This window comes from Actinoplanes sp. L3-i22, assembly GCF_019704555.1.
In the GTDB taxonomy this organism is placed as follows: domain Bacteria; phylum Actinomycetota; class Actinomycetes; order Mycobacteriales; family Micromonosporaceae; genus Actinoplanes.
The window spans coordinates 10,350,370-10,376,056 of sequence record NZ_AP024745.1 but is presented as its reverse complement, the minus strand read 5'-3'; the positions used below and the strand labels follow the sequence as shown (position 1 = coordinate 10,376,056).

Genomic DNA, 25,687 nt, shown 5'->3' with positions numbered 1-25,687 from the left:
GAAATCCCCATGTGCCATCGGGCCGGGTCGGTGAACCGGGTCGGCCGGTGTCGGCGTATCGATAGAGCATGAAGTCCAGAAGACCGGTCGTGGCGCGGCGGGCGGCGTCGTTCGCGGCCGCGCTCGTGTTCGTGGCGGGGATGACGTCGCCGGCCGCGGCCGCGCCATCGTCCGGCCCCTCCCTCGGCGAGGGCATCACGGTGCTGGCCGGGATCGGTGAGCAGGGGCCGGCGAAGGACGGCGCTCCCGCCGCCGAGAGCCCACTGAACAACGTCACCGGCATCGCCGTGGCGCCGGACGGCACGGTGTATCTCGCCGACAGCGGCAGCCGCCGGGTTCGAGCGGTCGGCGCCGACGGCATCCTCCGCACGGTCGCGGGGACCGGGCAGGACGGTACGAACGCACCGGCTCCGAACGGCAAGGTCAAGGGAACGGACGTGGCCTTCGGCGACCCCGGTGAATTGGCGGTAGGACCGGACGGCACGCTCTTCATCGGCGACGCCGGCACGATCCGGGTGTACGCGCTCGCCCCGGACGGCACCCTGTCGGTGCGGGCGGATCAGAGCACCGGGCGAGGCGTGCTGCCGGCCCCGATGGGCGCGCCTACCGGGCTGGCAGTCGGACCGGACGGCACGCTGTACGTCGCCGATCGGACGAACTACCTGGTCTTCGCGCTCGCCCCGGACGGCTCGGTGCGGATCGCCGCCGGTGGTGTGGGCGGGGGAGTCGCGGGTTCGAGCGGGCCGGCCACCGAGACGCAGATCGGTCCGGTCACCGGCATCACGGTCGACGCCGCCGGCGACCTGTGGATCAGCAGCGCCTCGTCCCTGATGCGGGTCCACAGTGGCACGCTGGCGCCGGTCCGGGAGCCGGTCGACGGCACGTGGGAACTGGTGGTGACCGCGGAGCAGCAGAACGACAAGCCGCTGGCCTCGTTCACGACCGTCTCCGCCGGCCGCGACGGCGTGTACATCCTCGACTACGGGGCGAAAGCCATCCGGCGGCTGACCCCGGACCACCGGGTGCGGGCCGTCGGGCCGCTTCCCGACACGGACCGGAGCATCCTCTGGGCCGCGGCCGCATCCGCCCCGAACGGCCCGGTCTACCTGTCCGACAACCGGAACAGCCGCGTCCTGGCAGCCCGGGTCGCCCCGGTCGCCGCCGAGCCCGCACCGGACCGGACCGAGTGGTGGCCCTACGCCGCCGGCGCGATGCTCCTCGTCGCCGTGGTCACCGCGGGCTGGTGGATCCGGCGGCGTCGCGCCCCGTCGTACCAGGCCGGGGTGGGAGGGATCGATCATGGCTGACGTCACCGGAGGTGACCTGTTCGTGCTCTGGCGCGTCGCTCAGGTGCATCTGCCCCGAGTCGCCGATGTGTTCTACGACGCCAACCGGCTGCTCGGTGGCAACGGCAGCGGCAGCACCGGCCGGGCCTTCCGGGCGAATGAGGCCGCCTATCCCGGATCGGGCTTCATGACCAGCTCGGTCGGGTCCGCCTGGTCGGAGCTGTGCCTGGAGATGCAACTGATGATGGAGCAGATCGGCACCACGATCCTCGACACCGGCGATGGCGTGATGGCGGCCGCCCACGCCTTCGAGGAGGTCGACCGGGGTAACGCCGACCTGCTGAACGACTACCTGCGCGATCCCGCCGAGCACGACCCGGACGACCCGGTGGTCAACCCGCCGTCTCCCTGGGCCGCGGACTATCCCGGCACGCCCTGGGGCTCCTGAGCTCCGTCCTGACGACCGGCAGGGGTGAGACGATCATGAGCAACCTGGCCACGACCCCGGCGAACCTCGCCGGTGGAACGTACGCGTCGATCTTGACGGAGAAAGCGGCCGAACTCCGCGACGCGCTGATTCAGCAGACGCTGAAGGACCAGTACTCCCGGGAGCGGGCGATCGACGAGGGAGTGACCCGGAGACATCCGGAGTTGATGGCCGGGTCGCTGTCCTACCGGCAAGAGGCCGAGACGTTCCTCGGCGGCCTGGCGGACTACTTCGACTGGGTCGTGCCGGCCTTCGAGACCTTCCTGACGCCCGATCCGGACGACATCAATCCCGCCGTCGACATGCTGGGAACCATCCAGGGCTGGTTCGACGGGAGGGTCGATTCGGCGAACGACTGGACCGGCGCCAGTCCCGGTCTCACCCGGGTCAACAGCGTCCGGGCCGAGATGACCACCGGATGGACCGGCGCGTTCGCCGAGAATTTCATCGACCACTTCGTGACCCCGCTGGAGACGCTGCTGCCCAGCCAGCGCAACCTCGCCCAACTGGTCCAGGAGCAACTGACCTGCAACAAGGTCATCTACATCCGGCGGCGGCAGTCCGCGCTCGATCTGCTCGACGCCTCGATCTTCGCGACCCGGAATCTGGCCGCGGAACAGAAGGCGGAGAACGCCAAGTGGGCCACCATCGTCGCGGTGGCGGCCGGCACCACACTCGGACCTTTCGCTCATGGATTGGGAATCCTGGGTTCGTTGCTGCTGGACGCGGGCGGAACCGTCGCTCAGGGACTCGTCCCGGACAAGACGAACCTGCCCATCAGCAGCTTTCCGATCGAAGGGCGCACCACGGCTGACATCTGCGCGAAGATCACCATCGCGATGAGCGCGCTGGAGCGGGACACCTACGCGCAGGAACAACAGGTGGCCAACGCCCTGCGTGCCATCACCCAGGTCGTGGAGAAACTTCGGCGGGACGCTGTGCTGGCCAACGCCTCTGGGCCGTTCTCCCTGGAGCGGCCGGCCCTCGCCGACGCCACGGCGGGGGAGCTTGTCAGGAACATGCGTCCCGCGCGGTAGCAGTGGGCCGGGGTGGGTGGCTGGCTGTGAGTGGCTGACAGGGCGGCCACAGCGCCTCCAAAAGCTCGCGCCTTAGCTTGAGCGGGCGGCTGAGCAGCCGCTTTGCGCGAGCGTTGGAGGAGCTGGTGGCTGAGGCAGAGACAACGGGACGGGATCGGTATTTCGATCTGCTGCGAGTGCTGGCGATCATCCGGGTGTCGGTGTTCCACATGTTCCCGTTCGCCGTACTGGAACTGGCCTTTCCTTCGATGGGTGTGATGTTCGCGCTCGGCGGGTCGCTGATGGCGAACTCGCTGATGCGGCAGGGTGCCGGGCGGGTCCTCTACGGGCGGGTCCGGCGCCTGCTGCCGGCGCTCTGGGTGCTCGGCGCGGTGGTGGTGCCGGCGATGTTCCTGGTCGGCTGGGAGCAGCGGCCGCCGCTGTGGCATCTGGTCGCGTGGATCGTGCCGTTCGCGGATCCGCCGGCCAGCACGTTCGGGGATCAGGCCGCCGAGGTGTTGTGGTACCTGGTCACCTATCTGTGGCTGGTCGCGCTGTCGCCGGTGCTGTTGTGGCTGTATCGCCGGGCCCGGCTGGTGACGATTCTCGCGCCGATGGTGGCGCTCGCCGCGATGCCGCTGGTGCCGGTCGCCGCCGTACAGGAGGTCGGCACTGATGTTCTGACTTTCGCGGCGTGCTGGATGCTCGGGTTCGCGCATCGGGACGGCACTCTGCGGCGCATTCCGGGGCTGCTGATCGCGATTCTGGGCGCGGCCTGCGTGACCGGTGGGCTGGCCTGGAGCTGGGCGCATCCGGACGCCGGCGGGATCAAGTATCTGCCGGTGGCGTACGCCGTCTACAACGCCGGTTTCGTCCTGGTCCTGCTGCGGTGGCGGCCGCGGATGGAGTGGCTGATCAAGCGGACCGGGCTGGACAGCTGGGTGTCGCTGATCAACGCCCGGGCGGTCACGATCTACCTCTGGAACAACGTGGCGATCGCGCTCTGCTACCCGATCGGGGACGCGCTGGAGGTGTGGCGGTTCGGCAGGTTCTTCGAGGTGGGCTACGTGACGATCGCGCTCGCGTTGCTGGTCAACGCCGTCCTGATCTTCGGTTGGGTGGAGGATCTGGCCGCCCGCCGGCGGCTGCGGTTCCTGCCGTGGCCGAGCCGCCCGGTCCGGGAGCAGGCGCCGCCCGCCGGCGCCGGAACGGTCTACCGGGCGTCCGCGATGGCCGGCCGATGACCCCCAAAAACGGCGTCAACTGAAGAGCTGGTCCTTGAGGAAGGCCGCCGCCTGCGAGGTGGCGGCCTTCGCCGCATGCGTCTCCCGCAGCGCGTCCAGCATCACGAAGTCGTGGATCATCCCCTGGTAGCGCACCGCGGTGACCGGAACGCCGGCGGCGCGCAGCTTGGCCGCGTACGCCTCGCCCTCGTCCCGCAGCACGTCCGCCTCGGCGACGATGATCAGCGCCGGCGGCAGCCCGGCGAGCTGCTCGGCGGTCGCCCGCAACGGCGACGCGGTGATCTCGGCGCGGGCCGGCACGTCCGGCGCGTACTGGTCCCAGAACCACGGCATCATCTCCCGCCGCAGCCAGAAACCCTCGGCGAACTGGTGGTACGAGTCGGTGTCGAAGCTCGCGTCGGTCACCGGGTAGAACAGTACCTGTGCGGCCAGCGTCGGCCCGGACCGCTGTTTCGCCATGATCGTCACGGCCGCGGCCAGGTTCCCGCCGGCCGAGTCGCCGGCGATCGCGATCCGGCACGGGTCCAGGCCGTGCCCGGCGCCGTGCACGGCCACCCACTCCAGCGTCGCGTAGACCTCCTCGACCGCGATCGGGTAGCGGGCCTCCGGCGCGCGGCTGTACTCGACGGACACCACGGCGGCGCCGGATCGCACGGCCAGTTCCCGGGTGAGGCGCTCGTGGGTGATGGCGTCGCCGACGACCCAGCCGCCGCCATGGGCGTACAGAATCGCCGGAATTTGATCCTGGGTTTCCGGTGGGCGAACGATCCGGATCCGGATCCGGCCGGACGGACCGCCGGTGATCGTGAGCTCCTCGATCGCCGCCTCGGGCAGCGGAACGTCGTCCCTGGTCTGCGCGGCCTCGAGCGCCTTGCGCAGCCGTTCCGGCTCGCCCTCGAACGGATGCGCCGTGTCCCGCGCGAACTGTTCGGCGGCGGGCTCCAGAACCGGTTTCGGATAGCTCATGACCTCAGGCTCCCGAATTTCCGTCCGCGCGTCGTCTGTCGAATGACTGCATCCCGGAAAGTTGCGACCGCCGAGTCACTCCCAGGATCGGGTAGGCCCGGCTCAGATGCGTGCCTACGGTCCGCGCCGACAGGCCCAGCCGCGCGCCGATCTGCGCGTTGGTCAGCCCCTGCGCGGCCAGCGTGACGACCTGTCGCTGCTGCGGCGTGAGCCCGTCCCGCCGCTCGCCGCGCCCGGCCGCCGCCAGTTCCGTCTCGGCCCGCTCCCGCCAGGCCGCCAGCCCGGCCGCGGCGAACACGTCCCGCGCGGCGCTCAGCAACGGCCGCGACTCGGCCGGGCGCTGCCGCCGGCGCAGCCAGATCGCGTAGTCCATCCGGGTCAGGGCCCGCTCGAACGCCCACTGATCGGTTCCCGGGTCGGCCAGCGCCAGCCGGAAATACGACTCCGCCGCCGGATCCGGGCCCGCCAGCAGCGCTTTCGCGCGATGCCAGACCGCGGCCAGGCGGGCGGAGCGCAAGGTTCGCACCCGGCTCGAGGCCGCTTCGACAAGATCTTCAATTGCTTCGGTACGGTCATCCGCCGCCCGAACCCGGGCCAGATCCGCCAGGCACAGGTCGGAGATCCGGTGGTGCACCGGCCGGCCGTCCTCCCCGTAGTGCCGGCGCAGCCGGTGGAACGCCAGCGCGTGCTCCCCGCGGATCCCGGCGATCAGCCCCTGCGCGCGATCCAGTCGCAGCTCGTGCAGGGCGTGGTGCCCGGGCCGCAGCGCGTCGCGGGCGTCGCCGAGCCGGTCGGCGGCGTCCGGCTCGTCGCGCAGCACGGCCACCGCGGCGAGCGTGGCCAGCGCCCCGGCCCGGGTGTCCGAAGTGGCCTCCCCGTGCCGGTCGGCGTCGGCGGCCCGCAACGTCCGCTCGGCGGCGTCCCGCGCCGCGTCCAGGTCGCCGCCGTCGAAGTATGCCCAGGCCAGCGCGCCCAGTGCGATCGGCCGGACCAGCCCGCCCGGCGGGGCCGAGGCGGCGGCCCGGGTCAGGTGCCGGACGGCCGGCGCGGTCTCGTGCCGGGTCGCGGCGATCGTGCCCAGGACGATGGCCCGCTCGTCCGGAGCCATCCGCTCGTGGTGTCTTGGCTGCTCGTTGATCAGCCGCTGGACGTCGCCGCCCGGGTCGGTGTCGTCCAGCACGGCGCGCGCCCAGACGGCCATCAGCCCGGCCGGCGGCTCCTCGACCCGGATCGCGGTGTCGCCGCGCAGCCAGGCGATCCGCAGTTGCTGGCCGAGGTTCTCCAGGGAGATGCCGAGCTGGGCCTCCCAGGCGGGCTCGCCGGCGAGCCGGGCGTGGTGCGCGGCCCGCAGGCGGCGGGTGCGGGCCAGGGTGGGGTCCGGGGTGCGGTCGGCGGCCAGGGCCAGGGCGTAGGCGGCGGCCCGCACCCGCCCGGTCCGGGCCAGGTCGGCGCCGGTCCGTTCCAGCGTTGTGGCCAGCCCTTCGTCGGGCTCGGCCGCACCCCGCCCGAGATGCCAGGCCGCCGCGCCATCGTCCGCTCCGGCGTGCGCGAGATTCCGGGCGGCCGCGCCGCCGCCCGCCTCGGCCCGTGCGAGATTCCGCGCCGCCGCGCCGCCGCCCGCTTCGGCCGGTGCGAGAGTCCGGGCCGCCGCACCGCCGGCGGCGACGTGTAGGGCCGCCGCACCGCCAGCGGCGACGTGTGGGGCCGCCGCGCCGCCGGCGGCGAGGCGCTGGGTGGTCTCGTCACCGGCGGGTTTGAGCAGGGCGGCCAGTTCGTGGCGGGCCTCGCGGCACCGGGCCGAGCCGGCCCGGTCCAGCACCGCCGCCCGCGCGACCGGATGCCGGAACCGGCGAGCCCGCCCCGGCCGCAGCAGACCGAGATCGATCAGCCCGGTCCACAGTGCACGATCGACCGCGGCATCGAGCGCCGAGGCGGTGCACGGCCCGGGCGTCTCGGCGGCGAGCGCGGCCAGCACGGCGGCCCTCAGCTGCGGCTCGTCCAGGTCGTCGACGGCCGGGGCCAGGGCGTGCCGGAGCCGCGGCGGAACCGGCAGCTCGGTGGCGGTCGGGCTGATCTCGGCCGGCGGCGGCAGATGGCGGGCCAGTTCGGTGAGCGCGAGCGGATTCCCGGCCGCCTGCGCGAGCACCAACCGCGCCCCCGGATGCGCCCGAACCCCGGGCAGCGCCCCGAGCACCCGCTCGGCCTCACCCCGGCTCAGCCGCCCCATCCGAACCTCATCCGCGAGGTGGGCGGTGGGTTGCGGCAGCGTCGCGGCGAGGACCGGGAGGTGGGTTTGCGAGACGATTACGGTACGCGAGAGCGCGTCCAGCCGATCCAGATCGTCAGCGCACCACAGCCATCGGCCACGGGCGGCCAGCTCCTCGGCGAGCAGCGCGACCGCGGCGGCCAGCGGAAGCGGCGCCACCTCGGGCGGATCCGCCCCGAAGAGCCGGGCGAACGCCGCCGCGGCCGCCGCCGGCAACGCCCCGGCCTCGGCCTGCACCGGCGTGAGCAGCCGCTGCAGCCCCGCCCCGGGCAGGCCGTCGTCCCCGGGCAGAGCCCGAACCGCGAGCACCGTCGCACCGGTGGCCGCATACCGCCCGGCAGCCTCGGCGAGCAGCGCGGACCGTCCGGTACCCCGCTCACCGACCACCCGAACCGACCGGCCGTCCCGCAAGCCCGCGGCGATCGCCGCCAGCTGCGACTCCCGCCCGACCAGCGTCACGCCCATTCCGCCCCGGCCGCGTCCATTTCGGATATTTCGTATTCGCTTGGAGCGGCTCCACCGGCGGCCGTGAAAGCGGCCCGCAGATAGTCCGTGACCTGGGTGACCGCGGCCCGCGCGGCCGGCGTCCACCGCAGACTGTCCAGCACCGCGAAGTCGTGGACCGTCCCGAGATAGCGACTACCGACCACCGGCACCCCGGCGGCCCGCAGCCGATTCCCGAAGTCCTCGGCCCGATCCCGGGTCACATCCGCCTCCGCGGTGATCAACAGCGTCGCCGGAAGCCCGGCCAGCTCCGTCGCCGCCAGCGGATCGGCACCGGCCTCGCCGCGCGGCGCGTACTCCCGGCAGATCCGGCGCACGTCGGCCAGCCGCAGCCCGGCCCCGGTGGCGAACTCGATCGCCGACGGATCATCCGCGCCCGGCCGCCCGATCGGATAGAGCAACACCTGAGCGACCAGCGCGGCCGCCGGCCCGAGATCCCCGTCGGACCGCGGATCACTTGGCCCACGCCCGGCACGCCGATCGGCCGGCTCGGAACCCCGGTCGCGGGTGGCGAGTGCTGGGTCGCGGGTGGTGGAGGCCGGGTCGTGGGCGGCGGAATCCCGGTCGCGGGTGGTGGAGGCCGGGTCGTGGGCGGCGGAATCCCGGTCGCGGGTGGCGAGAGCCAGGTCGCGGGTGGTGGGGGACCGGTCCCGGTCGCGGATGGCGAGGGACAGCGCCAGGGTCGCCCCGGCGCAGTCGCCGGCCAGCGCGATCCGGCGCCGATCGCCGGGCACCTCCAGCGAGCCGTCCCGGATCGCCGCGAGCACCGCCACGAGCTGCTCGATCGCCACCGGATAGCGCGCCTCGGGCACCCGCGCGTACTCCGGCATCACGACGACCGCGCCGGTGCCCCGGGACAGCGCGACGGCCAGCCGATGATGCGTGGACCAGTCGCCGAGGACCCAGCCGCCGCCGTGGACGTACAGAATGATCGGCGCGGCGACCGCGCCCGGCGGGATCAGCAGATGGACCGGACCGCTTTTGATCTCGACGGTTCGATGCTCGAGACCGGCCGGGAGCTCCGGCGGGGCCTGCATCAGGCCGAGCGCGAGGCGCGCGTCGCCGGGCCCCATCGCGTACAGGTACGGCGGGTGCGCCGCGCCCTCCGCCAGCCGCCGGGCGGCATCGTCCAATTCGGTCACTGCGCGTCCTTCGCGGGGGAGAGCCGGTCGACCACTTCGCCGAGCTGGGTGCGGTTGGTGACGCCGAGTTGCGGAAAGAGCCGGTACAGGTGCGAGCCGACGGTCCGCGGCGACAGGAAGAGCCGCTCGCCGATCTCGCGGTTGCTCAGCCCCTGCGCGGCGAGGCGGACGATCTGGTCCTGCTGGGCGGTCAGCGTGCTCGCGGTGGCCGGCACGGCGATCCGGAGGTCCGCGTGCACTCGGCCCGTCCAGGCCGCGGCACGCAGCCGCTCGAACGTGTCCAACGCTCGGACCAGCACATCCTTGGCCCGAGCCGGTTGCTGTGCGCGCCGCAGGCGATCGGCGAGCTCGACCGCGAGGACCGCCCGCTCGAACGGCCACCGCTGCGCACCGGCCGCCTCGACGACCGCGGCGAGCTCCTCCGCCGAGCGGCCGGGCTCCGCGATCAGGAGGGCGCCGGCGGCGGCGAGGCGGCCTCGCTTGCGGTCGCTCAACCACGATTTACGGTACGTGCGCAGCACCCGCCCGTAGATCTCCCGCCCCTCGGCCGCCCGCCCGGCATGCCCGGCGGCCGTGATCAGATCCGGTAGGACCAGCACCCGCCACGGATGCGCGATTTCCGCCGCGGCGTGGAGCAACCGATACGCCTCCGCATGCTCCCCGACCGCCAGCGCGCCAACGCCCCGCGCCCACCGCCACCGCAACGCCAGCGCCGGCTCCGCCGGTTCCACCCCGGGCCCCCGGCTCGGCCCCGCGAACCCGCCGGAGAGCCCGCGACCGGAACCGATCAGGCCCACGGACTCCCCGGAGTGTCCGCGCCCGGAACCGATCAGGCCCACGGACTCCCCGGAGAGCCCGCGACCGGAACCGATCAGATCAGCGGGCTCCTCGGTGAGGCCGCGCCCGGATTCGATCACCGCGAGTTGGGCCGCGGCGCCGCTCCGGACCATCGTCGCCTCGGCCATCACCGGCGACGCGAGCAACGGAACCAGCGACTGCTCCGCCTCCACCCAGCGCCCGGTGTCGATCAGCGCCCAGCACGCGGCGAGCGGCGCGGTGAGGTACGCGCCGGCCGCCGTCCCACCGACCACCGCCCGGGTCGCCGGCCCGAGCAGGCGCAACGCGTGCTCGGGCTCGTCGATCAGCATCGCCCCGGCGCCCGCCACCGCGGCCGGCCCGAACTCGTCCGGCGTAGCCGGCTCCGGCACGGCCAGGATCGCCGTCCGCACGTCCTCGTCGGGCATCACCGCCGCCCGCGGGAAGAGCGTCGCCGGTCGGGCGGCGCGCAGCGCGTCGCTCAGCGGCCCGTCCCCGAGCAGGAACGCCGGCAGCGCGGCGGTCTCCAGGAACCCGGTCGCCCCGGCGGCGATGCTCGCGGTGAGCACCACGGCCGCGTCGTCGACCCGCCCCCGCATGGTCAGAATCCAGGAGGCGAAGGCATCCAGCTGCGCCCGCAGAGCCAGGTCCGCCGCGGAGTCCGAGCCCAGGCCGGCGCGAGCCAGAGCGGAGTCGGCGCGAGCCGGGGCGGGGTCGGCGGGAGCCGGGGCGGGGTCGGCGGGGTCGGCGGGAGCCACGGTGGGGTCCAAGTCCAAGTCCAAGTCCAAGTCCAGGCCGGCCTGGGTGGGGTTCAGGTCCAGGTCGGCGTGGGCCTGGGCGGGGTCCGGGTCGAGGTCGGCGGGGTCCGGGTTGAGGATGGCGCGGGCCCGGGTGGCGATGTCGCTGGCCCAGCGGATCCGGCCGACCGCGGCCGCGTGCACCGACGCCTCCAGCAGCACCGGCGCACGGTCCCCGGGCGGGAGCAGCTCGCCGGCCTGTTCGAGCAGGCCGATCGCGGTCACCGCGGCGGCGCCGTCGAGCGTGCGGGCCGCGGCGATCAGTTCGCCGGCCAGCTCCGGGTCGATGCCGCCGGCCGCCTCGGCGCGATGCCACAGCGCCCGGCGCGGGTCGGCGGTGGCCTCCGCCAGCAGCCGGTGGGCCCGGCGCCGGGCGCCCGCCCCGGCCTGGTCCAGGACCGCGAACTCGACCAGCGGATGCCGGAACCGCACCACCGCGTCCGCGACCGTGACCAGCCCGGCCTCCTCGGCGGGCGGCCACGCGGCCGGGGTCAGCGCCGGGTCGGCCCGGGCCAGCACGGCGACGTTCCGCTCCCCGGCGGCGGCCAGGGTCAGCGCCCGCCGGGAGACCTCCGGCAGCGCCCGGATCCGGCGGGCGAAGACCTGCGCGACACTCCCCGGGTCGTCGGAGGTCCACGCGCCGCCTTCGCGCGCGACGAGGTTCCCGGCGCCGCCTTCGCGCGGGGTGAGGTTCTCGGCGTCGCGCTCGCGCGGGGTGAGGTTCTCGGGGTCGTGCTCGCGCGGGGTGAGGTTCTCGGGGTCGCGCTCGCGCGGGGTGAGGTTCCCGGCGTCGCGCTCGCGCGGGGCGAGGGTCCAGGCGCCGTACTCGAGCAGGGCGAGCGGATTGCCGGCCGCCCGGCGCAGGATCTCCAGGCGGGCCGAGCCGGTGGGCGCGCCGACCCGATCGAGCAGGATCTCCGCGTCCCGTTCGGCGAGCGGCGGCACCGGGATCTGCCGCAGCAGGTCGGCGAGCTCGACCGGCACCCGCTCGGTCCGGCTGGCGAACACCGCGATCACCGGCACCTGCCGCCAGGTGAGCACCGAGGCCACCGTGAGCAGCAGGTCCAGGGTGGGCGGGTCGCTGCGGTCGACGTCGTCCACCACCAGCACCAGCGGAAGCTCGCCGGCCAGCAGCGCGCACATCGCGCACACCGCGGCCCGCAACGCCAGCAGGTCCACCGGTGTCCCGTCGTCGGTGAGGGCGGCGCGGAGGGCCCGCTGCTGACCGGCCGGGAGCGCGCCGGGGTCGGCGCCCGCGAACAGCGCCCGGAGCACGGCGTACGGCTCGGCGCCGGCCTCACCGGTGGCCCGCGCCACCGGGAACCCGAGCTGCCGCGCCCGCGCCACGAACCGCTCCACCAGCGTCGTCTTGCCGATGCCGGCCGCGCCGACCAGCAGCACCCCGGCCGGCTCCGGCCGATCCCGGTCGAGCAGCGCGGTCAGCTCGCCCCACACCTGCCCCCGGCCCACCGGACCGGGCGAGCCCGAGTCGAGTTCCATCGCATTCCCCCAGGCCGGCCCCGTCTTCCGCGCCCCAGTCTGCCCGCGCCCGGAGCCCATCCCAAGCCGCAGTGATCCGCATCGCGCCGCCGTCCAGGCCCCGGAGCACCCCGGAGCGCCGGACCGCTCCGAAGCCGCCGCGGCCGGCAAAAGATGCCGCAGCGGCTGGAGGGGCGGCCGCCCAAAAGCTGCCGCCGGAGCGGGGCCGGAAGGGCGAGCGACGTGATTACCTGTCACATGGGCCCGCGCGACGTCAGGGTGTAGGCAAACCCCCGAGAACGGAGAAACCGATGCGTTACCTGATGCTCTCGAAGATGCAGGACACCCAGCCCGACGAGAAGCTGTTCGCCGAGATGGCCGCGTTCATCGAGGAGATGACCGCCTCCGGTGTGCTGCTGGCGACCGGCGGCCTCGACCCGGCCGGCTTCAAGATCGCCTCGGCCGGCGAGGACGTGACGGTCACCGACGGGCCGTTCACCGAGGCGAAGGAGGCGGTCGGCGGGTTCGCGCTGGTCGAGGTGCGCTCGAAGGAGGAGGCGATCGAGCTCGGCCGCCGCTTCCGCAAGATCGTCGGTGACGGCGAGAGCCTGATCCACCAGGTCTTCAACTGACCGCAGGCTGACGAACGGCCGGCCGAAGGAGCGGGTCATGACGGATGTCCGGGCCACGGTCGGCGTCGTCTGGCGGCAGGAGTCCGCGCGGATCGTCGCGACCCTCCTGCGGATGGTCCACGACGTCGGCCTGGCCGAGGAGCTCGCGCAGGACGCCCTGGTAACGGCCATGGAGCAGTGGCCCGATCAGGGCGTCCCGGACAATCCCGGCGCCTGGCTGACCACCGTCGCCCGGCGTAGGGCCGTCGACCACCTGCGGCGATCCCAGAGATTCGACGGTACGGAGGTCGAGCCGCCCGCCGGTGATCAGCAGAGCGACGACGTCCTCCGGCTGATGTTCATCTCCTGCCATCCGATCCTGGACAAGCCGGCCCGCGCGGCCCTCACGCTGCGTGTCGTCGCGGGCCTGAGCCCCGCCGAGATCGCCCGGGCATTCCTGGTCGGCGAGCCGGCGATCGCGCACCGGATCGCCGCCGCCAAGCGCACCCTCGCCGACTCCGGTGTCGCCTATGGACTCCCGTCCGGCGCCGAGCTGCACGGCCGGCTGGCCTCGGTGCTCGAGGTCGTCTACCTGGTCTTCAACGAGGGCTACTCGGCGACCTCGGGCGACGATCTGACCCGGCCCGGCCTGTGCCTGGAGGCGCTGCGCCTGGGCCGGTTGCTGGCCGAGCTGGCGCCGGACGATCCGGAGGTACACGGTCTCGTCGCGCTGATGGAGATCCAGCAGTCCCGCTCGGCGGCGCGCACCGGGTCGCGCGGCGAGCCGGTCCAGCTGCACGAGCAGAACCGCGGGAAGTGGGACCGGCTGCTGATCAACCGGGGGTTCGCGGCGATGCTGCGGGCCCGCGCGGCCGGGGCCGGCGAGGCGCCCGGGCCATACGTTCTGCAGGCCGCGATCGCCGTGTGCCACGCCCAGGCCCGGACCGCCGAGGAGACCGGCTGGGCGCGGATCGCGACGCTCTACGAGGCGCTGGAACGGCTGGTGCCGACCCCGGTCGTCCGGCTGAACCGGGCCGTCGCGGTCGGCTTCGCGCACGGCCCGGCGGCCGGGTTGGCGCTGGTCGACGAGTTGCGGGCGGATCCGGCGCTGCGGGACTACCACCTGTTGCCGGGGGTGCGGGCCGACCTGCTGCGGCGGGTGGGGCGGGTCGCGGAGGCCCGCTCGGAGTGGGAGCGGGCGGCCTCGCTGACCCGCAACACCGCCGAGCGTGACTTCCTGCGCGCCCGGGCGGAGTCCGCGGGCACGACGGCGGGCGGCCCGTTGCTGGGCGCGACGGTCGACGCCTTTCTGGCCGGGCTCGGATCGGGGACTGCCACCGCGTACCGGAAATCGTTGGGAAGAATCCGCCGGGCCCTGGGCGAACGGACTCCCTTGACCACCCTCGACCCCGGCGGCGTAGCCGCGGTCGTTGCCACCCTCTGGCCGGAAGCCGCGCCGCGCGGCTGGAATCGGCACCTCGCCGCGTTCCGTTCCTTCGCCGGCTGGGCCGGGTTCCCTGGGCTGGCCGCGGACCTGCGGAATCGGCCCGTGCCGGACGGGACGACCGGCGGGGAGCCGGCGCCGGTGCCGATCGACACCGTCCCGGTGCGGGAGCGCGTGCTGTGGCTGATGGTGCGCGAATCGGACGCGCCGATCGGGGTGGTGCTCGCGCTCGACGTCCAGGGCCTGGATCTGACCGGTCGCCGCGGACCCGGGGTGACCTGGGGCGAGCGAACCGCCGCGCTGCTCCCGGAGCTGATCGGGGGCCGTACCCGGGGCCCGCTCTTCCTCTCCGATCGCCGCCCGGCGCCGGCCCGTCGGCCGGCACCGGCCGATCTCTGCCCGGAGACCGGCCGGCGGCGGCTCTCCTACCCGCGCGCGGAGTACCTGTTCAAGCGGGCGACCGGGCGCACGCTGCGCACCCTCCGTCAGCGGTAGGCGGCGTGCCCGGTCAGGGCCTGGCCGATGACCAGGGTGTGGATCTCGGACGTGCCCTCGTAGGTGAGCACCGACTCCAGGTTGTTGGCGTGCCGGAGCGGGGAGTACTCCAGGGTGATGCCGCTGCCGCCGAGGATGGTGCGGCACTCGCGGGCGATCGCGATCGCCTTGCGGACGTTGTTCAGCTTGCCGACGCTGACCTGGTGCGGCTTGAGCGTGCCGGCGTCCTTGAGCCGGCCCAGGTGCAGGGCGAGCAGCGCGGACGTGTTCAGGTCGACCGCCATGTCGGCGAGTTTCTCCTGGGTGAGCTGGAACGCGGCGATCGGCCGGTCGAACTGCACCCGGGTGCCGGCATAGTCGAGGGCAGCCTGAAGGCTGTCCCGGGCGGCCCCGGTCGCCCCGAAGATGATCCCGAAGCGGGCCTCGTTCAAGCAGCTCAGCGGCGCGCCGAGGCTGCGTGCGCCGGGCAGCCGGGCGGAGTCCGGCAGGCGCACGTCGTCGAGGATCAGCTCGCCGGTGATCGAGGCGCGCAGCGAGAGCTTCTGCTTGATCGTGCGGCTGGTGAAGCCGGGGGTGCCGCGCGGGACGAGGAAGCCGCGGATGCCGTCGTCGGTCTGCGCCCAGACGGTGGCGACGTCCGCGATGCTGCCGTTGGTGATCCACATCTTGGTGCCGGTGAGGATCCAGTCGCCGCCGTCGCGGACCGCGCGGGTGCGCATGTTGGCCGGGTCGCTGCCGAAGTCCGGCTCGGTCAGGCCGAAACAGCCGATCGCCTCGCCGGCCGCCATCCGGGGCAGCCACTCCTGCTTCTGCTCCTCGGATCCGTACTTCCAGATCGAGAACATCGCGAGGGAGCCCTGGACCGACACGAAGCTGCGCAGGCCCGAGTCGCCGGCCTCGAGCTCCAGGCAGGCCAGGCCGTAGGCGACCGCGCTCGTCCCGGCGCAGCCGTAACCCTCCAGGTGCATCCCGAGGACGCCGAGTTTGCCCAGTTCCGGGGCGAGCTCGCGGGGGAACGTGCCGGCCTCGAACCACTCGGCGACGTTCGGCCGCACGTGGTCGGTGACGAACCGGGCCACGGTCTCCTGGATCTGCCGCTCCTCGGCGCTCAGCAGTCCGGCGAAGTCGAGCAGTTCGAGCGGGTCGGTGACGGTCATGGGTCCTCCAGAGGTCTGCGGCGCACCCGATTCAGCGATGGTACGGGCGCGCGGCCGGGCATACCGTGAGGCCCAACAAAACCGTCACGGGGGTGGCAGCTCCGGGGGGACACGATGGCCGAGGCGACGCTGCTCGACCGCCTGGGTCCGGGTGATCACGCGTGTCTGGTCTACGACGACGAGCTGTTGTGGGCCCGGAGCCTGGCGGCGTTCATCCGGTCCGGGCTGCGTCAGCATCATCGGATCCTGTACTGCGGGAAGGACGCCGGCCGCCTGGCGCCGGTGCTCGCCGGGCAGGGCGTGGACGTCACCGCCGCCGTGCGCGACGGGCAGCTGACCGTGGCCGGGGCCGAGGCGGCGTACCTGCCGGCCGGGGTCTTCGACCCGGTGGCGAGCCTGGCGGGCTGGGCGGGCGAGGTCGAGGCGGCCCGCGCCGCCGGGTACCGCGGGATGCGCGGCATCGGCGACATGTCCTGGGCCTGCCGCGACATCGGGATCGACCAGCTCTCCTGGTACGAGTCCCAGGTCAACCGGATCTGCGTGGACGGCTTCACGACCGGGCTGTGCCTCTACGACCGGCGTCTGTTCGACGAGCCGGCGCTGCGCCGGGTCACCCGCGAGCACCCGGCGACGATCACCCGGCACACCGACCCGTCCCGGATCCCGCTGCTGCGCGCGGTGCGCGCCGGGGAGCACGGGCTGCGCCTGTCCGGCGAGGCGGACCTGTCGAACCGGCAGGCGCTGAGCGCGGTGCTGGAACATCTGCTGGAGGACTCCCCGGCGACCCGGCCGCGGGTCACCCTGGACGTCACCGACCTGCGGTTCGCCGACTCGGCCGCGGCCCGGATCCTGCTGGCGCCGGCCGCGACCGGCGGGCACCGGCTGGACGTCGTCGGGTGCTCCGCGTCGCTGCGCCGCCTGCTGGACTTCCACTGGGCCGGGCCGGCCGGCCGGCTGTGGATCCGGTGACGGCTACTTCTCGACCAGGTTGGTCAGCGGCGTGGGCTGGTTGATGTTCGCCGGGGCGTTCCACTTCTGGATGTCGGCCGTGGTGCACGTGGCGACCTTGACCTTGCTGGTGCCGTCGCTGTGGAAGTCGTTGCTGATGCCGGTGCCCTGCTCGGTGGGCTGCAGGCAGTTCCCCTTGTAGTCCATGATCCGGTAGCTGGTGCCGTAGTCGCCGGTGTCGTGGTAGACCGTCCAGGTCAGCGCCTGCTGGGCCTGGACCGCGGCGGTCGTGCAGGTCACCACGGTCACCCAGGAGACCGAGGTGGCGGTGCCCGGCGACTTCAGGCAGTAGTTGTTGGCCGCGGCGCCGCTGTTGGCGTTGCTGTTGCTGGAGGCGTTGTTGACGATGATCGGGCCGGACTTGGAGATCGCCGGCAGCACCGGCACCGGGTGCACCCACTGCTGGTTGAAGTCGACGAGCGCGCCCGGGTCCTGCTTGCAGAACCAGGCGATCATGTACGTCGCACCCATGTTCTTGCTGGTCACGTCCAGGCACCGGCTGAACTGCTTGTAGTTGACCAGTTGGTTGGTGCTGTCCCCGGCCATCCCGGCGCCGACCCCGGGCGCCGAGTAGAAGACGTTCTTGGTCGAGGTGGCGCCGCAGCCGGCCAGCACCACGGCCTGGTCGCTGGTCGAGCCCGGCGTCTTGACGTTCATGCAGTAGGAGCCGTCGGACTTGCTCGCCGTGGTGGTGGCGTGGAAGACGCTGCTGCCGTCCAGGGCCCACTGGTAGGTCGTGGTCCGGGTGACCGGGCAGGGCTGGAAGACCACCGGGGTGGTGCCGCTGACCTTGGTCGCGGCGGCGAACAGGCACATGCCCAGCGTCGCGGTGGACGACTCCGAGTAGATCAGCTTCAGGTACAGGTCCGGGGTGTAGCCGAACTGCTGCTGGCTGCTGCCGTTGCAGGTCTTCATGGTGACCGCGGTGCCGGCCGACGGGCTGGCCGCCGAGCCGGCGTCCAGGCACTGGTCGCCCAGGGTGCTGCTGGAGATCTTGATCCGGCCGCCCGGGATGTTGGTGTTGCTGGTGGAGAAGACGTACGTGGCGGTCAGCGTCCGGGTGCTCGTGCCGTTCGTGCCGGCCGACTGGACCACCGCGGTGGTGGGCACGTCGTTCACCGCGCAGTTGGTGATGGTGTTGGCGTCCCGGTCGCGGTAGGTGACCGTGACCTTGTACGTCGACTGCACGCCGGTGCCGGTCACGCCGACCGTCCCGGTCATCGTGCAGGGCGGCATGTTCTCCAGGTAGCCGTTCTGCTCGTCGTCGGCGGCGGCGCGGACCCGGGCCATCATCACGTCCAGGCCGGTCTGGGCGGCGTCGAGCGCGGCGCCGCGCTGGTCGTACCCCTGGGTGTTCTTGATCTGCCGGACCACGATCGGGACCATCGTCGCGGAGAGCGACATGACGACCGTCACCACCAGCATGGCCAGCGGCAACGATCCCTCGTCGGGCCGGTGGAGGGCGCGGCGGCGGAGCGGGAGCCTCATCACGTCGGCCTTCCGAAGCTGCAGTTGTTGAGCGCGGGCGTGTTGCGGTTGGTGTTCTGCGCGGTGAAGAGCACGTCGAGCGGCAGGCTGGTGGTGCCGACGGTCCCGGAGAACCGCAGCCGCACCTGGCTGTGCTCCAGCTCGTAGGTGCGGCCGACGCCGCTGACGTTCGGGGTGGACGTGGCGTACGGCTGGTCACCCGGGTCGTAGACGGTGAACGGGTCGGTGGTCCCGGTCTGGGTCAGCTGGCTGGCGATGGTGAGCGCGGGGCCCACGGTCGGGGTGGGGGACGAGGCGTACGTCGCCCGGCTCAGCACCCCGTTGGAGAACTTGAGCTGCTGGCAGCCGGAGTTCGTGGCGAACTCCAGGTACCAGTCGCCGCCCACCTTGCCGGGCGTGTTCACCCAGGTCGCGTAGCGGATCTCCCGGTCCAGCCGGCGGAAGCTGTTGCCGAGCTGGTCGCGGGCGGTGCTGATCCCGTCGGTCCGGTTCACGTCCGAGTAGATCTCGATGATCGCGCCGGTGACGATCACCATGATGAACGACATGATCGAGGTGGCGACGATCAGGTCGATCAGGGAGAAGCCCTCGTCGCCGGACTTCCCGGCGGCCGGGACCTCGATCTCGTCGCTCATGTGATCTTCCAGGTGAAGGTGACGATGCTGCTGCTCGGCGGCGCCAGCGAGCTGGCCGTGGCGGTGACCGTGTAGCTGCCGGCCGTGGTCGGCGTCCCGGAGATCACCCCGGTCAGCGCGTTCAGCGACAGGCCGGGCGGCAGGCCGGTGATGCTCAGCGCGGGGGACAGGCCCAGCAGCGTCCCGTTCGTGGTCAGCGTCAGCGACGTCGCGGTGCCCTTGACGCCGGCCTGGTCCGGCGCGGTCAGCGCGGGCGCCGTGAAGACCAGCGAGTCGGTGGTGGTCACGACGACCACGATCTGCTGACTGGCCGTGCCGCCGCTGCCGTCGGTGACGGTGATCGTCGGCAGGAACCGGCCGGACGCGGTCGACTTGCCGGAGACGGCGCCGGTGTTCTTGTTGACGCTCACGCCGGGCGGCAGGCCGGTGCCGGTGTACGTGTAGTTGCCGTCCCCGCCGCCGCCGACCGCGGTCAGGTCGAGCTTCGTCTTGATGTCGATCGTCTGGTTCGAGAGCCCGCTCAGGGTCAGCGCGGGATAGACGGTGTGCTTGTACGTGTAGGTGCCGACGCTGGTCCGGCCGTTGGCGTCGGCCGCGGTCAGCGTCACGGTGTAGACGCCGGCCGTGGTCGGGACGCCGGCGATCGTGCCGGTGGTGGCGTCCAGGGTCAGCCCGGGCGGGAGGCCGGTCGCGGTGAACGTGTAGTACGGCACCGCGGCCGCGGGCACCCCGCCGGTCGCCGCCAGGACCAGGCTGTACGTGTCGCCGATCCGGCTGACCGGGCTGGCCGGCAGGGTCGGGACGGGCAGCTGGACGATGGTGAACGTGACCGCCCCGGTGTTGTTCCGGTTCGCGTGGTCGGTGACGGTCGCGGTCCGCGTGGTGACCCCGGCGGTGGTGGGCGTGCCGGTGATCATCCCGGACGACGCGATCGAGAGACCGGCCGGCGGCAGGCCGCTGAGCGTCCAGGTGTTCGGGAGCTGACCACCGCGGGCCTTCAGCTGGTACGAGACGCTGTCGCCGACGTACCAGGTCTGGTTGTTGTCCATGACCACCGGCGCCGGCCGGTTGAAGTCGAAGGTCGGCTCGGACGACCGGGAGACCAGCGTGGTGGCGACGTAGGCGCAGACGTTGCCGGTGGCCGTGCAGGTGCTGTCCGGCCAGGTCTCGAGCACCACGACCCGGAAGAACTTGAGGATCTGGGTGGTGTCCGCCGGGGCCGCCGAGCCCTTCGGGTAGACGCACTCCGAGGTGCCGGTCAGGTAGACCTCGCACTGGCCGACGTAGATGTTCTGGGTGTAGGTGAGCGACTCCACGGTGATCTGCTGAGGCGACGTGGGGAGCGGCGCGTCCGTGCCCACCGTCGAGGCCGGGTCGGTGATCATCGGGTCGCCGGCCACCTGCATCGCGGTCAGGTAGGGCCGGGCCACCGCGAGGTAGGGCTTGGCCGCGTCCGGGATCAGCACCGCGTCGAACTGGCTCTGGGTCGCGCTCTGGCTGCGGCCGGTGAGCAGGGCGCTGCCCTTGAGGCCGCGCACCTGCTCCATGGCCGTCTCGGCGAGCTGCATCGCGGCCTGCTTGGACCGCTGCTTGTTGACGTTGGTCAGGCTGCTGACGAAGAACGGGGCGCCGGCGAGCATGGTCACGCTGATCACGGCCAGCGCGATGACCATCTCGAGGACGCTGAAGCCCTCGTCTTTTTCGCTGCCCACGCGCTCTCCCAGCGTCTAGATCCGCTGAGCCTCAGATCGGCAGCCGGGAGAGCGCGTTTAGCAGAACTACCCGACCGGGACCGGTTCTGGGGCAGGTTCCGGGCTCGGCGCGACGGCCTGCCGCTTCCGGTCCCGGCGGGTCTCCACCATCGTGTAGAGGACCGGGATCAGCACCAGCGTGAGCAGCGTCGACGTGACCAGGCCGCCGATCACCACCACGGCGAGCGGCTGCGAGATGAACCCGCCCGAGCCGGTGATCCCGAGCGCCATCGGCAGCAGCGCGAAGATCGTCGCCAGCGCGGTCATCAGGATCGGCCGCAGCCGGCGCAGCCCACCCTCGACCACCGCCCGGTCGACCGGCAGGCCCCGCTCGCGGTACTGGTTGATCAGGTCCATCAGCACGATCGCGTTGGTGACCACGATGCCGATCAGCATCAGCAGGCCGATCAGCGCGGCCACCCCCATCGGGGTGCCGGTGACCAGCAGCAGCGCGATCGCGCCGACGAACGCGAACGGGATCGACACCAGCAGGACGAACGTCTGCCGGATGCTGCCGAAGACCGCGACCAGGATCAGGAACACCAGGCCGATCGCGATCGCGATGGCCAGGATCAGCTGGCTGAAGGCGTCGCTCTGCTGCGAGGTGACCCCACCCATCTGGTACGACGCCCCGCCCGGCAGCGTCAGGTCCGCGAGTGCGGCGCTCACCGCGGTGCTGGCCGCCCCGGTGTCGTCCCCGGCCGGCGACGCGGTGACCGTGTTGGTCCGGCCGCCGTCCACCCGGACCCGCTGCACCGGCCCGTCCACCTGGGTGACCGTGGCCACCTGGTCGAGGCGGACCGCCCCGGTGGCCGTCATGATCCGCAGGGCCTTCACCTCGGCGAGGCTGTCCGGCGTGGTCGCGCCGGTCCGGACGAGCACGTCGTGCCGGGCGCCGTTCAGGGTGACCTGGGTGGCGGTCGCGCCCTGCACCGCGGTGCGCAGCGCGGAGACGATGGTCTGGTCGCTCAGGCCGTACTTCGCGGCCTGCTCGCCCCGGGCCACGATGCTGATCTGCGGCGCGCTCTCGCTCAGGTCACTGCTCACGTCGGTGACCTGGGGGACCTTGGTGAGCGCCTGCTGGATCCGCTCGGTCGCGGCGGTCAGCGTGGCGTCGTCACCGGCCCGGACGGACACCTCGATGTCGCTGCCGCCGAACCCGCCGCCACCGCCGCCGACGGAGATCTCACCGGCGCCGGCGATCTGCCCGAGCTTGTCCTTGAGAGCGTCTTCGACGGCGGCGGAGTCCCCGGTCACGTTGATCGTGTACGAGACCGTGTTGCCACCACCCGACCCGCCGAAGAACCCGCCCGACGACCCGATCGTCACCTGGTACGACGCGACCCCGTCGAGCGTGCCGAGCACGGACTCGACCTGTTGCGCGGCTTTGTCGGTGGTGGCCAGGTCGGTCCCGGCCGGCAGGGTCTGGCTGACCCGGACGCTGTCCGAGCCGGAGTCCCCGATGAAGCTGGTCTTGAGCGCGCCGGCCATCGCGACCGTGCCGATCAGCAGCAGGACCGCCCCGGTCAGCACGGTCTTGCGGCGGCGCACCGACCAGGTGATCACCGGCAGGTACAGCCGGGGCAGCAGCCCCTGCCGCTCCTGCGCCTCGACCCGCTCCCGGTACGCCTCGCCGTCCTCGGTGACGACCGGCGACTTCAGGAACCAGTAGGCGAGCGCCGGCACCACGGTCAGCGACACCAGCAGCGACGCCAGCATCGCCACCGTCACGGTGATCGAGAAGGCCCCGAACAGCTCGCCGACCAGGCCGCTGACGAACGCGATCGGCAGGAACACGGCGACCGTGGTGAGCGTCGACGAGGTGACCGCGGTGGCGACCTCGCGGACGGCGGTGAGGACCGCGTGGCGCCGGTCCTCGCCGTACCCCAGATGCCGTTTGATGTTCTCCAGTACCACGATCGAGTCGTCGACGACCCGGCCCACCGCGATGGTCAGCCCACCCAGGGTGAGGATGTTCAGCGAGTAGTCGCGCCACCAGAGCACGATCAGCGCGATCAGCAGCGACAGCGGGATGGACACCGCGGTGACCAGCGTCGACCGGCCCGAGCGCAGGAACAGCACGATCACCAGGATGGCCATCAGCAGGCCGAGCGCGCCCTCCTCGAGCAGGCCGTTCACCGAGTCCTTGACCTGCGGCCCGCTGTCCGACACGACGGTCAGCCGGGCGCCGTCCCCGAGCGAGTCCTGCAGGCCGGCCAGCTTCGCGCGGACGTCGTCGGAGATCGAGGACGACGACCCGTCGTGCGCCATGGTGATCGACACCCCGAGGGACGGCTTCCCGTCCGTACGGGTGATCGACGTGACCGCCGCGTCGGCCAGCGTGACCGTCGCGATGTCCTTGAGCTGGACGGGTCTCGGGCCGGCGATCCAGAGGTTCTGGACCTGCTCCAGCGAGGTGACCGCGGCCCCGACGGCGAGGCTCAGGTTCTTCCCGCCGGCGGTGATCTGACCGGCCGACGAGGTGCCGCCCAGCGTGCCCAGCGCCGTCATGATCGACTGGGTCCAGGCGGCCGTGCCGGCCTTCGGCGTGACCGTGACGACCTGGTCGCGGGTGCCGGAGACGGACACCTCGTTGACGCCGCCGACCGCCTGCAGCGCGGGCACCACGGTCGAGGTCAGCTTCGCCGCGAAGGCGCGCTGGTCGCCGTCCGACGTCGCGGCCAGGGTCATCGTCGGCAGGTCACCGGTGCTGCCGGTGAGCACCTGCGGGTCGACGCCCGCCGGCAGCCGGGCCTTGGCCAGGGCCTGCTGGATGTCGCCGGTCGCGGCGTCGATGTCGGTGTCGTAGCCGAACGACAGGGTGACCGTCACCGACCCCTGACGTGAGGTCGAGGTCGTCGTCTCCACCCCGGTCACGCCCCGCACGGCGTCCTCGATCGGGGTGGTGACCTGCTCCTCGACCACCCCGGGCGCGGCGCCCGGATAGGTGGCCAGGACCGTGACGGCCGGGAACGACAGATCGGGCAGGAGCTGTTGCTTCAGCGACGCCGCCGCGTAGCAGCCGAAGGCGACGACCAGCGCGGCGACGAGCGCCACCAGCTTGCGATTCGCGAGACTCAATCGGGACAGGAGAGACACGCTGGAAGTCTCGGGCGTGGGACCTCGGCCGCGCGTCGTCCGGCGGCGGTCCGTCCGGCTACCACGATCGCGGTAGTTTCCGGCCGCGCCTACTTCGTCTGCGGACTTCCCGGCCGGACCAGGCCGCTCTGGTAGGCGACCACGACCAGCTGCGCGCGATCCCGCACCCGCAGCTTGGCCATCGCCCGGTTGACGTGCGTCTTCGCGGTCAGCGGGGACAGGAACAGCCGCTCGGCGATCTCGTCGTTGGTCATCCCGTGCGCGACCAGCACCAGCACCTCCCGCTCCCGCTGGGTCAGGTCGTCCAGGGCGGCCGGCGGCGGACCGGCCTCCGGCTGGCTGAGCAGGTGATCCAGCAGGCCGCGGGTGGCCTTGGGGGAGAGCAGCGCGTCCCCGGACGCGACCACCCGGACCGCGTTGATCAACTCGTCCGGCCCGACGCCCTTGCCCAGGAAGCCGCTCGCGCCGGCGCGGACCGCGAGCATCACGTTGTCGTCCTGCTCGAACGTGGTGAGCACCAGGACCCGGACGCCGGCCAGGTCGTCGTCCTCGGCGATCCGGCGGGTCGCCTCGATCCCGTCCATCACCGGCATCCGGATGTCCATCAGAACGACGTCGGCGCGCTCGGTGCGGGCCAGCGCGACCGCCTGCCGGCCGTCGATCGCCTCGGCGACGATCTCGATGTCCGGTTCGGAGTCGAGGATCATCCGGTAGCCGGCGCGGATCAGCGCCTGGTCGTCGGCGAGCAGGACGCGGATCATGTGCCCTCGATCGGTGCTGGAAGTTCGGCTTTGAGAAAGAAGAAACCGGCTTTTTCGTACGCGATGAGCGTGCCGTCCGCCGCCGCGGCGCGCTCGCGCATCCCGACGATGCCGTACCCTGAACCTGATTTGTCGGGATTTATCCGGGTGGCGTTGGTCGCCTCGATGTGGACGCCCTCACGCGTGTAGGTGACGGCCAACTCGGCGTCCCCCATGCCGTATTTATGGGCATTTGTCAGTGCTTCCTGGGTGATCCGATAGGCGGCCAGATCCACCACCGCGGGCAGCCCCCGCTCCGCCCCGGCCTGCCGGAACCGCACCACCAGCCCGGCCGCCGTCACCGTCTCCAGCAGCTCCGGCAACCGGGCCAGCCCGCGGGTCGGCTCGGTCACCGCGTCCGGGTCGTCCGACTGCCGCAGCACCCCGACGATCGACGCCAGCTCCTTGAGCACGGTGTCCCCGGCGTGCCGGATGTGGTCCAGCGCCGGCCGCACCTGCTCGGGCCGCCGGTCCAGCAGGTGACTGGCCGCCCCGGCCTGCACGTTGATCACCGCGATGTGGTGCGCGACCACGTCGTGCAGCTCCCGGGCGATCCGCAGCCGCTCCTGGATCACCCGGCGGCGGGCCTCCTCCTCGCGGGTCTGCTCGGCCCGCTGGGCGCGCTCCTCGACCTCGGCCAGGTAGGCGCGACGGTTCCGGGTCGCGTCCCCGAACGCGGTGGCCATCCCGACGAACGTGACCACCGGAATGGTCGCCGCGGTGAGCAGCGGAAAGTTCCCGGAGAGCACGTCACCGAGGTAGAGCGTGACCACGCACCCGGCGAACGTCAGCCAGGTGGTCCGGCGGCTGTTGCGGGTGGCCGTCGTGTAGGCGCAGACGCCGGCCGCGATGATCAGCAGCGGATGCCGGCCCTGGTGCGTCCAGGCGTGCGCGATCATCGCGGTGGTCGCCACGAAGAGCATCGCCCGCGGCCACGTCCGGCGCAGCGTCATGGCCACCACCGCGACCCCGAGGCCGGCCACGTCCGCCCAGTTCAACGGGCGGACCGGGGCCTTCATCGCGGCGGCGGTGTAGCCGGCCACGCTGACCGCGGTGACCGCCAGCGCGGTCAGGCCGTCGGCGAGGATCGGGTGCCCGGCGAGGAGTCGGCGGGCGGCGATCATGCCGCTCACGTTAGTTTCCGGGCTCCCGCCCGCGCGTCGTCTTCCCGCGGTATTTCGGTCAGGAAAGAAGAA

18 protein-coding genes are annotated in these 25,687 nt (G+C 72.7%); 7 read left to right on the top strand and 11 right to left on the bottom strand.

Annotated features, from left to right (window positions below; all coding sequences use genetic code 11):
- Positions 1–68: 68 nt before the first annotated feature.
- From L3i22_RS45925 to L3i22_RS45910, 4 genes are all read left to right on the top strand, one after another.
- The gene (locus tag L3i22_RS45925) at positions 69–1,307 is read left to right on the top strand and encodes a hypothetical protein (protein WP_221323705.1); all 1,239 of its coding nucleotides are present in this window, start codon (positions 69–71) and stop codon (positions 1,305–1,307) included.
- Positions 1,300–1,734 (top strand): hypothetical protein, encoded by a 435-nt coding sequence (locus L3i22_RS45920; protein ID WP_255657655.1) that lies wholly within the window; start codon positions 1,300–1,302, stop codon positions 1,732–1,734. Before L3i22_RS45925 ends, L3i22_RS45920 begins: the two co-directional genes overlap by 8 nt.
- A 35-nt stretch (positions 1,735–1,769) precedes the next feature.
- Complete coding sequence (locus L3i22_RS45915) at positions 1,770–2,810, top strand: hypothetical protein (protein WP_221323704.1); 1,041 nt, start codon at positions 1,770–1,772, stop codon at positions 2,808–2,810.
- Positions 2,811–2,935: 125 nt separating this feature from the next.
- Positions 2,936–4,033 carry an acyltransferase gene (locus L3i22_RS45910; RefSeq protein WP_221323703.1) on the top strand — a complete coding sequence of 366 codons (1,098 nt, stop codon included), beginning with the start codon at positions 2,936–2,938 and terminating at the stop codon, positions 4,031–4,033.
- A gap of 15 nt (positions 4,034–4,048) precedes the next feature.
- Here the strand turns inward: L3i22_RS45910 and L3i22_RS45905 are convergent, their stop codons facing one another.
- Genes L3i22_RS45905 through L3i22_RS45890 form a run of 4 tightly spaced genes read right to left on the bottom strand, consistent with a single transcriptional unit; the run spans position 4,049 to position 12,024 of the window.
- Positions 4,049–4,999 carry an alpha/beta hydrolase gene (locus L3i22_RS45905; protein ID WP_221323702.1) on the bottom strand — a complete coding sequence of 317 codons (951 nt, stop codon included), beginning with the start codon at positions 4,997–4,999 and terminating at the stop codon, positions 4,049–4,051.
- A 4-nt stretch (positions 5,000–5,003) separates the two neighbouring features.
- Positions 5,004–7,724 (bottom strand): LuxR C-terminal-related transcriptional regulator, encoded by a 2,721-nt coding sequence (locus L3i22_RS45900; protein WP_221323701.1) that lies wholly within the window; start codon positions 7,722–7,724, stop codon positions 5,004–5,006.
- Entirely contained in the window at positions 7,721–8,911 is a 1,191-nt protein-coding gene (locus L3i22_RS45895) for an alpha/beta hydrolase fold domain-containing protein (RefSeq protein ID WP_221323700.1), read from the bottom strand. The genes L3i22_RS45900 and L3i22_RS45895 overlap by 4 nt, the downstream gene beginning before the upstream one ends.
- Positions 8,908–12,024 carry a LuxR family transcriptional regulator gene (locus L3i22_RS45890; protein ID WP_221323699.1) on the bottom strand — a complete coding sequence of 1,039 codons (3,117 nt, stop codon included), beginning with the start codon at positions 12,022–12,024 and terminating at the stop codon, positions 8,908–8,910. Before L3i22_RS45890 ends, L3i22_RS45895 begins: the two co-directional genes overlap by 4 nt.
- Positions 12,025–12,314: 290 nt before the next feature.
- On the opposite strand from L3i22_RS45890, the gene L3i22_RS45885 reads away from it, so the two are divergent.
- Positions 12,315–12,635 carry a YciI family protein gene (locus tag L3i22_RS45885; RefSeq protein ID WP_221323698.1) on the top strand — a complete coding sequence of 107 codons (321 nt, stop codon included), beginning with the start codon at positions 12,315–12,317 and terminating at the stop codon, positions 12,633–12,635.
- A gap of 37 nt (positions 12,636–12,672) precedes the next feature.
- Positions 12,673–14,553: an RNA polymerase sigma factor gene (locus L3i22_RS54775; RefSeq protein WP_221323697.1), complete on the top strand. Its 1,881-nt coding sequence runs from the start codon at positions 12,673–12,675 to the stop codon at positions 14,551–14,553.
- Here the strand turns inward: L3i22_RS54775 and L3i22_RS45875 are convergent.
- Entirely contained in the window at positions 14,544–15,710 is a 1,167-nt protein-coding gene (locus L3i22_RS45875) for an acyl-CoA dehydrogenase family protein (protein ID WP_221323696.1), read from the bottom strand. The two genes, L3i22_RS54775 and L3i22_RS45875, sit on opposite strands and share 10 nt — an antisense overlap.
- A 114-nt stretch (positions 15,711–15,824) precedes the next feature.
- Between L3i22_RS45875 and L3i22_RS45870 the strand changes: the two genes are divergently transcribed.
- On the top strand, positions 15,825–16,679 hold the full coding sequence (locus L3i22_RS45870; RefSeq protein ID WP_221323695.1) for an MEDS domain-containing protein: 855 nt from the start codon (positions 15,825–15,827) through the stop codon (positions 16,677–16,679).
- 3 nt (positions 16,680–16,682) lie between these two features.
- On the opposite strand, the gene L3i22_RS45865 is transcribed toward L3i22_RS45870, so the two are convergent.
- From L3i22_RS45865 to L3i22_RS45840, 6 genes are all read right to left on the bottom strand, one after another.
- Positions 16,683–18,206 carry a ricin-type beta-trefoil lectin domain protein gene (locus tag L3i22_RS45865; RefSeq protein ID WP_221323694.1) on the bottom strand — a complete coding sequence of 508 codons (1,524 nt, stop codon included), beginning with the start codon at positions 18,204–18,206 and terminating at the stop codon, positions 16,683–16,685.
- Positions 18,206–18,841 (bottom strand): type II secretion system protein J, encoded by a 636-nt coding sequence (locus tag L3i22_RS45860; protein ID WP_221323693.1) that lies wholly within the window; start codon positions 18,839–18,841, stop codon positions 18,206–18,208. The genes L3i22_RS45865 and L3i22_RS45860 overlap by 1 nt, the downstream gene beginning before the upstream one ends.
- The gene (locus L3i22_RS45855; protein ID WP_221323692.1) at positions 18,838–20,553 is read right to left on the bottom strand and encodes a putative Ig domain-containing protein; all 1,716 of its coding nucleotides are present in this window, start codon (positions 20,551–20,553) and stop codon (positions 18,838–18,840) included. Before L3i22_RS45855 ends, L3i22_RS45860 begins: the two co-directional genes overlap by 4 nt.
- Before the next feature lie 66 nt (positions 20,554–20,619).
- Entirely contained in the window at positions 20,620–23,691 is a 3,072-nt protein-coding gene (locus L3i22_RS45850; protein ID WP_221323691.1) for an efflux RND transporter permease subunit, read from the bottom strand.
- Positions 23,692–23,780: 89 nt separating this feature from the next.
- Positions 23,781–24,452 carry a response regulator transcription factor gene (locus L3i22_RS45845; RefSeq protein ID WP_221323690.1) on the bottom strand — a complete coding sequence of 224 codons (672 nt, stop codon included), beginning with the start codon at positions 24,450–24,452 and terminating at the stop codon, positions 23,781–23,783.
- On the bottom strand, positions 24,449–25,615 hold the full coding sequence (locus L3i22_RS45840) for a sensor histidine kinase (RefSeq protein ID WP_221323689.1): 1,167 nt from the start codon (positions 25,613–25,615) through the stop codon (positions 24,449–24,451). Before L3i22_RS45840 ends, L3i22_RS45845 begins: the two co-directional genes overlap by 4 nt.
- Positions 25,616–25,687 lie beyond the last annotated feature (72 nt).

Bases quoted from the DNA above. Each gene is read 5' to 3' on its own strand.
- L3i22_RS45925 (WP_221323705.1), top strand. From the start codon at position 69: ATGAAGTCCAGAAGACCGGTCGTGGCGCGGCGGGCGGCGTCGTTCGCG.
- L3i22_RS45920 (WP_255657655.1), top strand. From the start codon at position 1,300: ATGGCTGACGTCACCGGAGGTGACCTGTTCGTGCTCTGGCGCGTCGCT.
- L3i22_RS45915 (WP_221323704.1), top strand. From the start codon at position 1,770: ATGAGCAACCTGGCCACGACCCCGGCGAACCTCGCCGGTGGAACGTAC.
- L3i22_RS45905 (WP_221323702.1), bottom strand. From the start codon at position 4,999: ATGAGCTATCCGAAACCGGTTCTGGAGCCCGCCGCCGAACAGTTCGCG.
- L3i22_RS45890 (WP_221323699.1), bottom strand. From the start codon at position 12,024: ATGGAACTCGACTCGGGCTCGCCCGGTCCGGTGGGCCGGGGGCAGGTG.
- L3i22_RS45885 (WP_221323698.1), top strand. From the start codon at position 12,315: ATGCGTTACCTGATGCTCTCGAAGATGCAGGACACCCAGCCCGACGAG.
- L3i22_RS54775 (WP_221323697.1), top strand. From the start codon at position 12,673: ATGACGGATGTCCGGGCCACGGTCGGCGTCGTCTGGCGGCAGGAGTCC.
- L3i22_RS45875 (WP_221323696.1), bottom strand. From the start codon at position 15,710: ATGACCGTCACCGACCCGCTCGAACTGCTCGACTTCGCCGGACTGCTG.
- L3i22_RS45870 (WP_221323695.1), top strand. From the start codon at position 15,825: ATGGCCGAGGCGACGCTGCTCGACCGCCTGGGTCCGGGTGATCACGCG.
- L3i22_RS45865 (WP_221323694.1), bottom strand. From the start codon at position 18,206: ATGAGGCTCCCGCTCCGCCGCCGCGCCCTCCACCGGCCCGACGAGGGA.
- L3i22_RS45860 (WP_221323693.1), bottom strand. From the start codon at position 18,841: ATGAGCGACGAGATCGAGGTCCCGGCCGCCGGGAAGTCCGGCGACGAG.
- L3i22_RS45845 (WP_221323690.1), bottom strand. From the start codon at position 24,452: ATGATCCGCGTCCTGCTCGCCGACGACCAGGCGCTGATCCGCGCCGGC.
- L3i22_RS45840 (WP_221323689.1), bottom strand. From the start codon at position 25,615: ATGATCGCCGCCCGCCGACTCCTCGCCGGGCACCCGATCCTCGCCGAC.